We start from the raw sequence: 13,341 nt of genomic DNA, 5'->3' as shown, positions 1-13,341 counted from the left end.
CCTTGATAACATGGATTTACGTCAAGGGGATTTTTATGTTAAATGCCCCGGCACTACATGAAAGCAGCCCAGACCAACAAGAATAAAACCATAAGGAGGATTTTCATGGCGAATATGCTTGAAGTCAAACATATAAATAAAACCTATAAAGGACAAGTGTCCTATCAAGCTTTAAAACAAATTTCGTTTTCAATAGAAGAAGGCGGGTTCACGGCGGTGATGGGACCGTCCGGCTCCGGAAAAACAACGCTTTTGAATATCATTTCAACGATCGACCGTCCGGATTCAGGCGATATCCTGATTCACGGAGAAAACCCGCACCGCCTGAAGCGGACAAAGCTCGCTCATTTCCGCCGCAAGCAGCTCGGATTTGTGTTTCAGGATTTCAACCTTCTGGACACACTGACAATCGGTGAAAATATCATGCTGCCGTTAACGCTTGAAAAAGAAGCGCCGTCTGTCATGGAAGAAAAACTGCACGGCATCGCGGCAAAGCTCGGAATCGAAGACCTGCTCAACAAACGGACGTTTGAAGTATCCGGCGGACAGCGCCAGCGGGCCGCCATCGCAAGAGCGGTCATTCATAAGCCGTCACTCATTCTGGCCGATGAACCGACGGGAAACCTTGATTCCAAAGCGTCAAAAGACGTCATGGAAACGATGCAGAGCCTGAATCAGGATGATCATATCACGGCTTTGATGGTGACCCATGATCCGGTTGCGGCAAGCTACTGCCGCCGCGTCATCTTTATAAAAGACGGCGAACTGTTTAATGAGATTTACCGCGGGGAAAACCGCCAAGTCTTTTATGAGCAGATTCTTGATGTGCTGTCTATGCTGGGGGGAAACGCAAATGACCTTTCTTCAGTTCGCTTATAAAAACGTCACGAGAAACAAAAGGGCCTATCTTGCTTTCTTTTTAAGCAGCGCTTTTTCCGTTTTGATTTTCTTTACCTTTGCGATGTTCCTGTTTCATCCGGCACTAAAGGAAGGCTACCTGAATAACATCGCCAGAAAAGGCTTAACCGCCGCGGAATGGATGATCTTTGTTTTTTCTTTCTTATTTGTTCTGTATTCGGTTAACGCATTTTTGAAATCGAGAAATAAAGAATTCGGTATTCTGCTGATGCAGGGCATCACGCCGGGGCAGCTGAGAAAGCTCATTACGGCGGAAAACATGATCATCGGCGTCATGTCGATCGCAGCGGGGATTATCGGAGGATTCATTTTTTCGAAAACGTTCTTTACGGTCGGCGCTTATATTTTAGAAATGGACGCGCTGCCTCTGTACATGCCTTGGAAAGCGCTCGGCATTACGGCCGGCGGATTTCTGCTCTTATTTTTCCTTTTATCGCAGTTCACGATCCTTTTTGTCAGATCAAATACGGTGATCAAATTAATAAAGGGCACTGACAAGATCAAGCCGGAGCCGAAGCCGTCCGTGCTTCTGTCCTTATTCGGCATCGCCTGTCTTTGCGGCGGGTACGGCATGGTTCTGAAAGGCAATGTCCACGGGACTCAACCGTTCATCATTTTACTGCTTACCGTCATCGGCACGTATTTCTTTTTCAGCCAAAGCAGCATCTGGATTTTGCGCGCGCTGAAGAAGTGGAAAGCCTTTTATCTGCGCGGGAAAAATGTCATTTGGGTTTCTGACCTTGTCTATCGTTTAAAAGACAACGCCCGCCTGTTCTTTATCGTCAGCATTATTTCCGCGGTTGCGTTTACGGCGACAGGCGTGCTCGCAATGTACAAATCGACCGTCGGGGCGGAAGAGTCCGCCTATGAGATGGAGTATGTATCTTTCAGCAATAATTCAAAAGAAAAGACTCATTTGAAAGATATTGACCATGAACTGAAAACACACGGCTTTACGTATAAGAAAGACAAAATAAATGTTTCCTATGTCCGCTATCAGGAAGGAGATACTGTTCCGCCTGTTTACATGATCAGCAAATCGGATGTATCAAAATACTTCCATGTCAAGCTGAGCGGCCTGAAACATGATGAGGCTGTCTATTTCCCGGGCACGTATGACCGCAATTTCAAAAACGAAGCGCCGGATCAGCTGAAGCTGCTGAACCAAAAAGGCAAGCCGTCTGACCAAAAACTGACGGTAAAAGAAGTCAAAAAACCGCTGATCTCATTGAATGCCATCATCGCGGTGAACGATCAAACCTTTGATCAGCTCAAATCACTCGGTGATAAAGCGTCATTATACGGCTACAGCTACGATCATTGGAAAGACAGTCTTGGGTTCAGCCAATCTCTGAAAGATGAGATCTACGGCAACTATATCGACGTGCATTCTGATTTTATGTCAAAAGCCGGCACCTACTATGATACGGTGCAGCTGCCGAGCCTGAGTTTATTCATCGGCCTGTTTATCGCAATTGTATTCTTTGTCGCGGCAGCAAGTTTCTTATATTTCAGGCTGTTCACCGATTTAGATGAGGACCGGGGGCGCTACCGTTCATTGGCCAAAATCGGCCTGAGTGAGCGTGAAATGGCACAAAGCGTGACGATACAATTGGCGATTTTGTTCTTCTTTCCATTTGTCATTGCCGTCATGCATACACTGTTTGCTTTGAGAACATTGGCCGTGGAAGGCTATTCCGATGTAGCGGGGCCGCTCAGTCTGACCATCGGAGGGTTTTTCATCTTTCAGCTTCTGTTCTTCCTCGCGGTGCGGACAAGCTATTTGAAAAAAATGAACAAGTAAGGGGAGTGCAAAGATGAAAAAAGCATTGGCAATCCTGGCCGTCTTGGCGGCCGCTGCCGTCATATACGGACTTCTCTTTTTTCATAATGATGTTACAGACAGATTTAATCCGTTTATTCACCAGCAAGATGTTTATGTACAGATTGATCGAGATGGCAAACATCTTAGCCCGGGCGGTACTGAGTATACATTAGACGGATATAACGCATCCGGGAAAAAAGAAGAAGTGACCTTTTTCGCCGGGAAAGACCTTCGGAAGAACGCGTATTTGAAGGTGAAGGCGAAAGGAAAGTATGTCGAGACCTGGGAAGAAGTCAGATTTGAAGATATGCCGGGCTCCGTACAGTCAAAATTAAAGTGAACATGAAAAACGGCACAGTGTCATGACTGTGCCGCTTTTTTTATTTTTTATTTTCTTCAGCCCGTTTGATCAGCATGTCGGTGATAATATCCATCTGTTTGCTGACGGCAATCGGGTCATACGGATAGAAGGTGTTGAAATCGTTGATAAAGACACGATTGTGTTTTACGGCATCGAGATTTTTCCAAACGGATGAATCTTTCAGACGCTCAAATGTTTTGCTTTCTCCATTCGGATTGTAATCGGTAATGAACATATAATCAGCCGCATATTGAGGGATGACCTCTTGGGAAACCTGTTTCATGGCGCCCGTTTTCATGATGTCTTTTTCAATTTTGGCCGGCGCATTCAATCCGAGCGCGTTATAAACGGCTTGGCCGCCGCGGCCGGAATTGTCATTGAAAATCCAGATTTCGCCTTTATCCGTCGTTTCATAAAGGCCGACTGTCTCGTCTTTGCCGATCACGTTTTTGAGGCGCTTTTGATTCGCTTCGGCTTTTTTGTTGAAGTCTGCCATAAAGCTTTCGGCTTTATCCTTCGCCCCGGCAATGTCGCCGAATAGGCTGACCGTATCTTTCGTATTCTTTGCGGTGTTAAAAGGAATGACAATCGTCGGTGCGATTTTCGATAGTTTTTCGTATTGGTCATCCTTCATCAGCACGATTAAATCAGGCTTCAGCTGCATCACTTTCTCCACATTGACGGGATTGCCGATGTCCGTGGTGTTTTTCAGCTGTTTTTTGATAAACGGATTTTTGAAAGCCCATGAGCCCGCCCCGACGACATTTGCGTCAACGGACAGCAGCTCACCTGCATAAAAGTCAGTGACGATCCGTTTCGGATGTGCGGGTATGTCAATATTTCCTTTTGTTGATTCATATGTACGCATGTCTGTCTTTCCTTTGCCTGATGCCGATCCGTTGTTTTCCTTCGCGCCGCTGCAAGCGCTTAATGCGAAAACAAGCAGAAGTGCCAGGCCGATCAGCCATGATTGTTTCTTCATAATGATCCCCCTATTTCGGTGATAATGATTATCATTATTAATATAGCAGGAAGACGTCATTCCGTCTATGTTTTTTATAGAAATCCTTCCTTGATTATCCATGTTATAGTAGTAAAGGAGGAGGAATGAATGTTGATTACGAAAAGAGGGACTTGGTGGGAAGTGCTGCACAGCTGGTGGCTGCTGCTGACTTTTGCGCCGTTTGCGCTGACCGCTTTCTTGGCCTTTTTCTATATCGGCTACCGGGCCAAGAACAAAAAATGGCTGAAATACGGACTTATCTATTTTATTATTTTAGCAATTGCTTTTGTGCTGCCGAGCACGCCGGGCGTGTATATCGTGCTGCCTTTATGGGTCATCTCCATCATCCACGGGCTGAAAGTGCGGGCGGCTTATTTGATACAGCTTGATGTGTTTAAACAAAACGTCGAAGCAAGAGCGTTTGAAGCGGTAAGGCATGAGGCGGAAGCAAAATTCGGCGGAAAACCCGCTCATCGCATTGATCTGACAAAACAGAGATAAAAACAAATGACAAAGCCGGTATCTCGCGCTTTGTCATTTGCATGACCGGCCTATTGCTGGTATGAGTGCTGCTGAAACGGTGTGTGATGCTGTGTTTGCGGGAATGAAGAAACATTAGCGTTTGCCATCGGTGCAGGCATGTGTCCGCTTACTTCCTGCTGAAGCTGATTGCACACATTCACGATTTGCTGGCATTTCTGAATGGCCGCTTCATGCCCCTGCAGCGCTTGCTGAATGGTATGAACGGCATGCTGTTCATGGTTAAGCATCTGCTGAAGCATTTGAATGTTTTGCTGTTCCTGCTGGAGCATTTGCTTGTACTGCTGACTGCTTTGCTGTGTCTGCTGAATAAGCTGCTGTGCTGTTTGGCGGCATTGCTGCAGCTGATTTCCGCTGTATTGGTTTTGATACATCATGAAGACCTCCCGGAGTGATTGATTTTACACATTTATCATGTGAAAGAATAGGAGAGGCATTCATGCAAGAAAAGGATTCAAATATTTACCTGTTATGTACAGAGCGGAATACAAGGCTCGGGATGGCCTGTCGAGCTTTGTATTCCGGCCCTTTTTCTCAGAAGCCGCCTTCTGTAGCGTGAAAAGGAATATTGAGTCTGTTTTCGACTGCGCGCAGGCGCTGATTCAAACGGTTTAAGCGGCGGGTATGGATTTCAATGGACTGGCTCAGCCGTCTGATCTGCTCATTTATACGCGTGATTTCCCGGTTTTGGCGCTGGTCTTCTTGTGAGAGGCGGGTGAGCTCTCTCGTTTGCTGGGCGTTTTGTCTTTCAAGCTGGGCGACTCTCCGTTCTAAAGCCGTCGGCTGCCGCTCTTCAGACTGAGGGGGCGCATAATAATAGCTTTCCTGCTGCTGATACGGCTCATATTCAACGCGGCTCACTTCGTATTCCTGCTGCTGAGGGAAATAGGCAGATGGGGTGTAGTACTGATATGGGTTCATTCATCATTCTCCTTATCTAGTGAAGTCTTTATACACTATGTAGTCAATTGCACAGTGCCACGGCATCTGCCTAAGTTACAGGCGTAAAAAGCTTCATAGGAAGGTGATCATGTTGCGGAACATACGGATTTTCATCATGACGGTTCTTGTTTTCGGATGCGTCATGATAACAGGCTGCTCGCAAAAGAAAGCAGACGATACCCCTTTTTATTACGGGACATGGGATGCGGGGCTGAAACCGGGCCCGATGGACGGGGTCAGATCTGAAACCGTCACGTTTACGAAAGACAGCGTGCTGACTAAGCAGGTCATTCAAGGCCGCGGCGAGGTTGCCATGCCCTCAGATGTGTACAAGGTGATCGCACAAAACACGGACGGGACGATCGAGATTGAATACCTCGGCCATCCGCACCCCGTCAAAAGCACGTTGAAAAGAGGAAAAAACGGTACGCTCATTTGGAAGATATACGGAGAAACAAAAACAATGACAAGAATAAAAACCGGCGGGGAGGATGCACATGAGAAATAAGGCTGCCGACAGACTCGTTTTGACGGGTGTCATCGTACATATCATTCAATGGTTTTCACTGTTATGGTTATTTTTTATGCTTTTTGATCAGTTCGGGCGTTTTACCATTTACAATCCCAATGTCGTCAACGGCAGCATGCAGTCTTTTTCATTCTTTGATATGATGCGCGCTCTTCTGTTTTCCGGCACGCTGCGGAATACGCTTCTGCTGTTTCTGTTTGCGGCAATGCTCATTTACTTGTGGGTGAACGCTCTGTTTATCCTGCTGGAAATCGTTTCTTATATCATGATCAGGCGGAACAGCCGTTCATTATGGGCATACTTTCCCGCAGCGATGGGAATAAAGCTTGCCCTTCTGGACATAGCGGCCGTCCCTTTCTTTGCGGCGGGGCTGATGCTCTTGAAGCAGAAAACAGACGACGGCGGCGAACAAGCTGACAAGGGGAAAAGACGGCCCCGCATCCGGAGGCAGGCCCGGTATACGAAGAGAAGGCGGAGAAACTTGTCCGTTTGATTTTTCATTGAAACGAAAAAACGATATGATGAAAGCATAAGAAGAAAAGGATACAAAGGAGATGCAGGATGTACAAGTTAATCGCAATAGATATGGACGGAACACTACTAAACGATCATCATGAAGTGACGGCTGAAGTCCGCGGGGCGCTTGATGCCGCCAAAGCGGAAGGGGTCAATATCGTCCTGTGCACGGGCCGGCCGATCGGCGGCGTGCGTCGGTATTTGGAAGAGCTGAACTTACAGGAAGAAGGCGACTTTGTGATTGCCTATAACGGCGCACTCGTCCAAAATACGTATACAAACGGTGTCGTGGCCGAGCAGTCATTAGGTTATGAGGATTTGAAGTCGCTTTACGAGCTGAGCTTACAGCTGGATACTCCGATGCATTACTTTGACACAGCCAATCTGTACACGCCGAACCGGGATATCAGTGAATACACGGTATACGAATCATACATTACGAAAGTGCCGCTTCATTTCCGCACGATCGATGAAGTGCCGAAGGATATTCTGATTCCGAAAATCATGTTCATTGACGATCCGGACAAGCTGGAGAAAGCGGTCGCTTCCATTCCGGAATCATTCAGGGAAACATACACAATGGTCAAAAGCGCGCCATTCTTCCATGAGATTCTTCACCCGAAAGTCAGTAAAGGAAACGCGGTTAAGCTGCTGGCCGAAAAACTCGGCATTGAACAGAAAGACGTCATGGCAATCGGCGATAACGGCAACGACATGTCCATGATTCAGTGGGCCGGCTGCGGTGTGGCAATGGCCAATGCCATCCCGGAAGTAAGGGAGATTGCCGATTTTGAAACAAAATCAAATAACGAACACGGCGTGGCGCATGCGATTCAGGAGCTTGTGCTGAAAAAATAGGCACCCCATCAGAGGGTGCTTTTTTACCGCGTGTTTTGGTGATATGATAAGCGGAGAGGGGAGGCGCGACATGGATCGTGAAAAACAGCAGCTCAGCATAGAAGCGGCAAAACTATATTATCAATCAGATTACAGCCAGCAGCAGATCGCCGAACGGCTTAATCTGTCACGCCCCACCGTTTCAAGGCTGCTTCAGTACGCAAAGGAAAAAGGGTATGTGCAAATTCGCGTCATGGACCCATTTGAGGATCTGGACGAACTAGGCGCGAAGCTGGAAGAAAAATACGGGCTGCTTGAGGCGCACGTCGTCTTTTCTCCAAGCGACGATTACCAGGCCATTACACATTACTTAAGCCGCTATGGCGCAGACTATATGCATAAAACCGTAAAGGACGGCGATATACTCGGCGTAAGCTGGGGGACGACGATGTACCAGATCGCAAGCCGCATGGAGCCGAAGCAGGTAAAGAGCGTTGAAGTCGTGCAGCTGAAAGGCGGCATCAGTCATTCCAATGTCAATACGTATTCGTCAGAAACGATTCAGCTGTTCGCCGAAGCATTTCAGACGATGCCGAGGTATTTGCCGCTGCCGGTTATATTTGACAGCGCCGATGTGAAACAGATGGTCGAGCGGGACAGACATATTAAGCGGATCATTGAAATGGGCAGACAAGCCAATATCGCCCTGTTTACGGTCGGAACCGTCCGGGATGAGGCGCTGCTTTTCAGACTCGGCTATTTCCGGGAAGAAGAGAAACAATTGCTGAAAGCACGCGGGGTCGGCGATATTTGTTCGCGCTTTTTTGACGAGGAAGGCAGGATTTGCAGCAGCAGCATTAACGGCCGGACGATCGGAGTCGAGCTCAGCGACTTGAAAATGAAAGAGCGTTCGATTCTGGTGGCGGGCGGCAGCAGAAAATGCAAGGCCATTCACGGTGCCCTCAAAGGAAAGTACGCCAATGTTTTGATTACCGATCAGCATACGGCCAAAAAACTCATTCAAGAATTGTGACAATTCATGAACATAATTTCAATTACCAATTTACATATGTTCAAAATTCGGTTATTCTAAACGTATCCTAGGAAAAAGGAAGTGCATACAATGTCAATTGCAAGTCAAATAGACCATACTGCTTTGAAACCGCATACACAAAAAGCAGATATTTTACAACTGATAAAAGAAGCAAAAGAGTATAAATTCGCTTCCGTTTGTGTAAACCCGACTTGGGTCAAACTCGCAGCGGAGGAACTGAAGGGCACGGGAGTTGACGTTTGCACCGTTATCGGATTTCCTCTCGGCGCAACCACATCGGAAACAAAAGCATTTGAAACGAAGGATGCCATCTCAAAAGGAGCCACTGAGGTTGACATGGTCATCAATATCGGCGCATTAAAAGACGGCGATGATGAAGCGGTTGAAGCTGATATCCGCGCAGTAGTTGAAGCAGCTGATAAAAAAGCGCTCGTCAAAGTGATCATCGAAACATGCCTTTTGACAGATGAAGAAAAAGAGCGCGCGTGCCGCTTAGCGGTATCAGCAGGCGCCGATTTCGTCAAAACGTCTACCGGTTTTTCTACAGGCGGGGCAACGGCTGAAGATATCGCTCTTATGAGAAAAACAGTCGGACCGGACATCGGGGTCAAAGCATCAGGCGGCATCAGAACAAAAGCTGATGTTGACAGCATGATCGCTGCGGGCGCGAGCCGGATCGGCGCAAGTGCGGGCGTCTCTATCGTGAGCGGCGGAGACAGCGGCAGCAGCGACTATTAATCAGCAGTGCGGAAGCTGAAAGCTTCCGCCATCCCCTTTCTTTGTTGATGCATAAAAAATTGTAAGCGAATACAAATAAAAGGAGAACACATATGAAGTATCTCATCGGAATTATCGGAATCATTGTGTTTTTAGGTCTTGCCTGGCTTGCCAGCAACGGCAAAAAAAGAATCAGAATCCGGCCGATCGCCGTCATGCTCGTGCTGCAGCTGATTCTCGGTTATATTCTCCTCAACACCGGTATCGGGAATTTTCTTGTCGGCGGTTTTGCAAAAGGATTTAACTACTTGCTGGAATATGCATCAGAAGGGATTAACTTTGTATTCGGCGGGCTTGTGAATGCGAAACAGACGACGTTCTTCATGAGCGTGCTTCTGCCGATCGTCTTTATATCCGCTTTAATCGGAATTCTGCAGCATTGGAAGGTCCTTCCCTTCATCACGAAGTATATCGGTCTTGCGTTAAGCAAGGTGAACGGAATGGGGAAAATCGAATCTTACAACGCTGTTGCATCCGCGATTTTAGGGCAATCAGAAGTCTTTATCAGTTTGAAAAAACAGCTCGGTTATCTTACTGAACAGCGCTTATATACGCTTTGCGCGTCCGCAATGTCGACGGTCTCAATGTCGATCGTCGGTTCTTACATGATGATGCTGAAGCCTGAATACGTCGTGACGGCGCTTGTGCTGAACTTATTCGGCGGATTTATCATCGCTTCTATCATCAACCCGTACACCGTCAGCAAAGAAGAGGATTTGATCGTCGTTCCTGAAGAAGAAAAGCAATCCTTTTTTGAAGTGCTCGGTGAGTATATAATGGATGGATTCAGAGTCGCCGTCGTCGTAGCGGCGATGCTGATCGGATTTGTCGCACTCATTGCCCTGGTCAACGGCGTTTTTAACGCGGTCTTCGGCATTACATTCCAGGCGCTGCTCGGATATGTATTCGCGCCGTTTGCGTTTTTAACCGGTATTCCGTGGAATGAAGCGGTGAGCGCCGGAAGCATTATGGCGACGAAAATGGTATCGAATGAATTTGTGGCGATGCAGACACTCTCATCCGGCGATTTCCATTTCAGTGCGCATACACAGGCAGTGGTATCTGTATTCCTTGTCTCATTCGCGAATTTCTCCTCTATCGGAATCATTACCGGTGCGGTGAAAGGGCTGCATGAAAAACAAGGAAACGTCGTCGCGCGGTTCGGTCTGAAGCTGCTGTACGGCGCAACACTCGTCAGCTTCTTGACAGCGGCGATCGTCGGATTGATTCACTGAACATAAATGAAGGACAGGTGATAGATCATGAGAATGGTAGATCTTATTGTAAAAAAACAAAATGGAAAAGAACTGACAACAGAAGAAATTCAATTTTTCGTAAAAGGATACACGGACGGAAGCATCCCTGATTATCAGGCAAGCGCACTGGCTATGGCGATTTACTTTCAGGATATGACAGATCAGGAGCGCGCAGATCTGACAATGGCGATGGTGAATTCAGGGGAAACGATTGATCTCTCCGCCATTGAAGGCATTAAGGTCGACAAGCACTCTACGGGCGGGGTCGGCGACACGACAACTCTCGTACTCGCACCGCTCGTCGCGGCGCTCGGCGTTCCCGTTGCTAAAATGTCCGGCCGCGGTCTTGGCCATACGGGGGGGACCATTGATAAGCTGGAAGCGATCGAAGGCTTCCACGTGGAATTATCAAAAGATGAATTCATCAAGCTTGTGAACCGCGACAAGGTAGCCGTCATCGGACAAAGCGGCAACTTGACGCCTGCCGATAAAAAGCTGTATGCGCTGCGTGATGTAACGGGTACGGTGAACTCCATCCCGCTGATCGCAAGCTCAATTATGAGTAAAAAAATCGCCGCCGGAGCAGATGCTATCGTGCTTGACGTCAAAACGGGAGCCGGCGCGTTTATGAAAACGGATGAAGACGCCGTGAACCTCGCCAAAGCAATGGTCCGCATCGGAAACAACGTCGGCCGCCAGACGATGGCCGTGATTTCTGACATGTCGCAGCCGCTCGGTTTTGCGATCGGGAATGCCCTGGAAGTACAAGAAGCCATTGATACGTTAAGAGGGGAAGGGCCTGAAGACTTAAACGAACTCGTCCTCACGCTCGGCAGCCAAATGGTCGTATTGGCGAAAAAAGCTGAGACATTGGAAGAAGCGAGAACGAAGCTTCAGGAAGTCATGAAAAACGGCAAAGCGCTTGAAAAGTTCAAAGAGTTCCTGAGCAATCAGGGAGGAGACGCTTCTGTCGTTGACGATCCGTCCAAACTTCCGCAGGCGGCGTACAAAATTGACGTTCCGGCGAAAGAAGCGGGTGTCGTTTCAGAAATCGTCGCCGACGAAATCGGCGTCGCAGCGATGCTGTTGGGCGCGGGACGTGCGACAAAAGAGGACGAAATCGACCTTGCCGTCGGCATTATGCTCCGCAAAAAAGTCGGTGACAACGTCGAAAAAGGCGAGCCGCTCGTCACCCTTTACGCCAACCGCGAAAACGTTGAAGACGTGACCGCCAAAGTCTATGACAACATCCGCATCTCAGAAAAAGCGGAAGCGCCGAAACTGATTCATACGCTGATTACGGAATAAGAGAAGAAAGGCACATACCTCATCAGTATGTGCCTTTTTTTATGGCATGGTTTTATCCAAATGAATGTCACGGACGGATTGTTTCGGCTGTTTCTTTCTCAAAAAACGAATGAGATAGCACAGGATCATACAAGGAATTCCGCAGAAGAGGGCGATTCTTTGATTGGGATCAAATGCAAGGCCTACGCATGAAGCGAAACATAAGATCATGGCGGCGATCGGAACGAGAGGGTATAACGGTGTGCGGAAGGTCAGATCCGAGACGCGTCCGCCGTTTTTCACATAATGTTTTCGAAATAACAGCTGAGACAGGGCGATGCTCATCCACACCACGACGCCGGCAAATCCGGCTATTGCCACGAGCACCACGTAGACCGTGCCCGGGGCGGCAATGCTTGAGATCAAGGATATGCAGGAAACGGCCATGCTGGCGAGCAGGGCATTCAGCGGAATGCCTTTCGGCGTGACTTTTTTGAACCGGGCGCTGATCATGTTTTCATTTGCAAGAGACCACAGCATCCGGGTGGAAGCATACAGTCCGGAGTTGGCGACCGAAAGCAAAGCCGTTAAAATCACGAAGTTCATGATATCTGCGGCGTATGGGATACCGATTTGGGAAAAGACCGCGACAAACGGACTTTCAATCACACCGGCTTCCTTCCAGGAGATCAGTCCGGACAGCACAAAAATGGCGCCGATAAAAAAGATGACTGTTCTCCAGGCGACATTTCGGATCGAACGCGGAATATCTTTTGCCGGATTGGCGGTTTCACCCGCGGTAATTCCGATCAGCTCCGTCCCTGAAAAGGCGAAGCTTACGGAAATCATTGCGATGAAAACCGCAAGAAAGCCGTTCGGAAACAGTCCGCCGTGTGAGGTGAAATTCGACAGCATCGGAGCTTCACCCGAACCGTGCAATGAAATCAAACCGAACATCGCGGCGCCGCCTAAGATGATAAATAAAAGGATGGTAACGATTTTGACGCTGGAAAACCAAAACTCTGTTTCTGCAAACAATTTAACGGAGAATGCATTGGCGGCAAAAAGGAGAGCCGCGAAAATCGCGCTCCACATCCAGACGCTGCTGTGGGGAAACCAGCGCTGCATGAGGATACCGGAAGCTGTAAACTCCGATCCTACCGTCACCACCCAATTCACCCAATACATGATACCGACCATAAAACCCGTGGACGGCCCGATAAACGTTGTCGCATACGTTTGAAATGAACCGGTCACAGGCATGGCTACTGACAATTCTCCGAGACACTGCATGACAAGATACATCATCAAGCCGCCGATCAGGTAAGCGGCGATCGTCCCGCCCGGCCCGGCCTGGCTCAATGTATACCCTGTGCTCAAAAACAGCCCCGTGCCGATGACCCCTCCCAATGAAATCATAAATAAGTGCCTGCTTTTCATCGTGCGCTTTAGTTGATTGCCGCCTTGATCAACATCCATCGTGATCTCCCCCTTTT

At 48.1% G+C, this 13,341-nt stretch carries 15 protein-coding genes; 11 read left to right on the top strand and 4 right to left on the bottom strand.

Annotated elements, in window-relative coordinates; translation table 11 throughout:
• The first annotated feature begins 105 nt into the window (after positions 1–105).
• The 3 genes from yxdL to J6600_RS18675 are packed head-to-tail and all read left to right on the top strand — an operon-like array spanning position 106 to position 3,083.
• A complete protein-coding gene (gene yxdL, locus J6600_RS18685) occupies positions 106–879 on the top strand; it encodes an ABC transporter ATP-binding protein YxdL (protein WP_007614823.1) in 774 nt (257 codons plus the stop codon).
• Positions 854–2,722: an ABC transporter permease YxdM gene (gene yxdM / locus J6600_RS18680; RefSeq protein WP_209387756.1), complete on the top strand. Its 1,869-nt coding sequence runs from the start codon at positions 854–856 to the stop codon at positions 2,720–2,722. Before yxdL ends, yxdM begins: the two co-directional genes overlap by 26 nt.
• A gap of 13 nt (positions 2,723–2,735) precedes the next feature.
• Positions 2,736–3,083 (top strand): YxeA family protein, encoded by a 348-nt coding sequence (locus tag J6600_RS18675; RefSeq protein WP_004393256.1) that lies wholly within the window; start codon positions 2,736–2,738, stop codon positions 3,081–3,083.
• Between the two features lie 40 nt (positions 3,084–3,123).
• Here J6600_RS18675 and J6600_RS18670 read toward each other — a convergent pair whose 3' ends face one another.
• On the bottom strand, positions 3,124–4,086 hold the full coding sequence (locus tag J6600_RS18670; protein WP_209387755.1) for an iron-hydroxamate ABC transporter substrate-binding protein: 963 nt from the start codon (positions 4,084–4,086) through the stop codon (positions 3,124–3,126).
• 129 nt (positions 4,087–4,215) lie between these two features.
• Here J6600_RS18670 and J6600_RS18665 point away from each other — a divergent pair, with 129 nt between their 5' ends.
• On the top strand, positions 4,216–4,608 hold the full coding sequence (locus J6600_RS18665; RefSeq protein WP_007407824.1) for a hypothetical protein: 393 nt from the start codon (positions 4,216–4,218) through the stop codon (positions 4,606–4,608).
• Between the two features lie 50 nt (positions 4,609–4,658).
• Here the strand turns inward: J6600_RS18665 and J6600_RS18660 are convergent, their stop codons facing one another.
• Both J6600_RS18660 and J6600_RS18655 read right to left on the bottom strand, forming a co-directional pair.
• Complete coding sequence (locus J6600_RS18660) at positions 4,659–5,021, bottom strand: hypothetical protein (RefSeq protein ID WP_007407823.1); 363 nt, start codon at positions 5,019–5,021, stop codon at positions 4,659–4,661.
• A 160-nt stretch (positions 5,022–5,181) separates the two neighbouring features.
• Positions 5,182–5,568, bottom strand: coding sequence for a hypothetical protein (locus tag J6600_RS18655; RefSeq protein WP_094296187.1), 387 nt, complete (start codon positions 5,566–5,568; stop codon positions 5,182–5,184).
• Positions 5,569–5,677: 109 nt separating this feature from the next.
• On the opposite strand from J6600_RS18655, the gene J6600_RS18650 reads away from it, so the two are divergent.
• The 7 genes from J6600_RS18650 (at position 5,678) to J6600_RS18620 (ending at position 11,866) form a co-directional block, all read left to right on the top strand.
• The gene (locus tag J6600_RS18650; RefSeq protein ID WP_021494681.1) at positions 5,678–6,097 is read left to right on the top strand and encodes a lipocalin family protein; all 420 of its coding nucleotides are present in this window, start codon (positions 5,678–5,680) and stop codon (positions 6,095–6,097) included.
• A complete protein-coding gene (locus J6600_RS18645; RefSeq protein ID WP_014306122.1) occupies positions 6,087–6,611 on the top strand; it encodes a hypothetical protein in 525 nt (174 codons plus the stop codon). Before J6600_RS18650 ends, J6600_RS18645 begins: the two co-directional genes overlap by 11 nt.
• A 68-nt stretch (positions 6,612–6,679) precedes the next feature.
• Positions 6,680–7,492: a sugar-phosphatase gene (yidA, locus tag J6600_RS18640; protein WP_209387754.1), complete on the top strand. Its 813-nt coding sequence runs from the start codon at positions 6,680–6,682 to the stop codon at positions 7,490–7,492.
• 70 nt (positions 7,493–7,562) lie between these two features.
• Positions 7,563–8,504, top strand: coding sequence for a DNA-binding transcriptional repressor DeoR (locus tag J6600_RS18635; protein ID WP_004393275.1), 942 nt, complete (start codon positions 7,563–7,565; stop codon positions 8,502–8,504).
• A 90-nt stretch (positions 8,505–8,594) separates the two neighbouring features.
• The gene (gene deoC / locus J6600_RS18630; RefSeq protein ID WP_004393277.1) at positions 8,595–9,263 is read left to right on the top strand and encodes a deoxyribose-phosphate aldolase; all 669 of its coding nucleotides are present in this window, start codon (positions 8,595–8,597) and stop codon (positions 9,261–9,263) included.
• A gap of 92 nt (positions 9,264–9,355) precedes the next feature.
• Complete coding sequence (locus tag J6600_RS18625) at positions 9,356–10,537, top strand: NupC/NupG family nucleoside CNT transporter (protein ID WP_004393280.1); 1,182 nt, start codon at positions 9,356–9,358, stop codon at positions 10,535–10,537.
• Positions 10,538–10,564: 27 nt separating this feature from the next.
• On the top strand, positions 10,565–11,866 hold the full coding sequence (locus J6600_RS18620) for a pyrimidine-nucleoside phosphorylase (protein ID WP_007407816.1): 1,302 nt from the start codon (positions 10,565–10,567) through the stop codon (positions 11,864–11,866).
• Between the two features lie 39 nt (positions 11,867–11,905).
• Here J6600_RS18620 and J6600_RS18615 read toward each other — a convergent pair whose 3' ends face one another.
• A complete protein-coding gene (locus J6600_RS18615; RefSeq protein ID WP_151295908.1) occupies positions 11,906–13,324 on the bottom strand; it encodes an amino acid permease in 1,419 nt (472 codons plus the stop codon).
• Positions 13,325–13,341 lie beyond the last annotated feature (17 nt).

The organism is Bacillus sp. LJBV19, assembly GCF_017797845.1.
GTDB lineage: Bacteria > Bacillota > Bacilli > Bacillales > Bacillaceae > Bacillus > Bacillus velezensis.
This window is presented reverse-complemented; position numbering and strand designations above follow the sequence as displayed.

Bases quoted from the DNA above. Each gene is read 5' to 3' on its own strand.
- yxdL (WP_007614823.1), top strand. From the start codon at position 106: ATGGCGAATATGCTTGAAGTCAAACATATAAATAAAACCTATAAAGGA.
- yxdM (WP_209387756.1), top strand. From the start codon at position 854: ATGACCTTTCTTCAGTTCGCTTATAAAAACGTCACGAGAAACAAAAGG.
- J6600_RS18675 (WP_004393256.1), top strand. From the start codon at position 2,736: ATGAAAAAAGCATTGGCAATCCTGGCCGTCTTGGCGGCCGCTGCCGTC.
- J6600_RS18670 (WP_209387755.1), bottom strand. From the start codon at position 4,086: ATGAAGAAACAATCATGGCTGATCGGCCTGGCACTTCTGCTTGTTTTC.
- J6600_RS18665 (WP_007407824.1), top strand. From the start codon at position 4,216: ATGTTGATTACGAAAAGAGGGACTTGGTGGGAAGTGCTGCACAGCTGG.
- J6600_RS18660 (WP_007407823.1), bottom strand. From the start codon at position 5,021: ATGTATCAAAACCAATACAGCGGAAATCAGCTGCAGCAATGCCGCCAA.
- J6600_RS18655 (WP_094296187.1), bottom strand. From the start codon at position 5,568: ATGAACCCATATCAGTACTACACCCCATCTGCCTATTTCCCTCAGCAG.
- J6600_RS18650 (WP_021494681.1), top strand. From the start codon at position 5,678: ATGTTGCGGAACATACGGATTTTCATCATGACGGTTCTTGTTTTCGGA.
- J6600_RS18645 (WP_014306122.1), top strand. From the start codon at position 6,087: ATGAGAAATAAGGCTGCCGACAGACTCGTTTTGACGGGTGTCATCGTA.
- yidA (WP_209387754.1), top strand. From the start codon at position 6,680: ATGTACAAGTTAATCGCAATAGATATGGACGGAACACTACTAAACGAT.
- J6600_RS18635 (WP_004393275.1), top strand. From the start codon at position 7,563: ATGGATCGTGAAAAACAGCAGCTCAGCATAGAAGCGGCAAAACTATAT.
- deoC (WP_004393277.1), top strand. From the start codon at position 8,595: ATGTCAATTGCAAGTCAAATAGACCATACTGCTTTGAAACCGCATACA.
- J6600_RS18625 (WP_004393280.1), top strand. From the start codon at position 9,356: ATGAAGTATCTCATCGGAATTATCGGAATCATTGTGTTTTTAGGTCTT.
- J6600_RS18620 (WP_007407816.1), top strand. From the start codon at position 10,565: ATGAGAATGGTAGATCTTATTGTAAAAAAACAAAATGGAAAAGAACTG.
- J6600_RS18615 (WP_151295908.1), bottom strand. From the start codon at position 13,324: ATGGATGTTGATCAAGGCGGCAATCAACTAAAGCGCACGATGAAAAGC.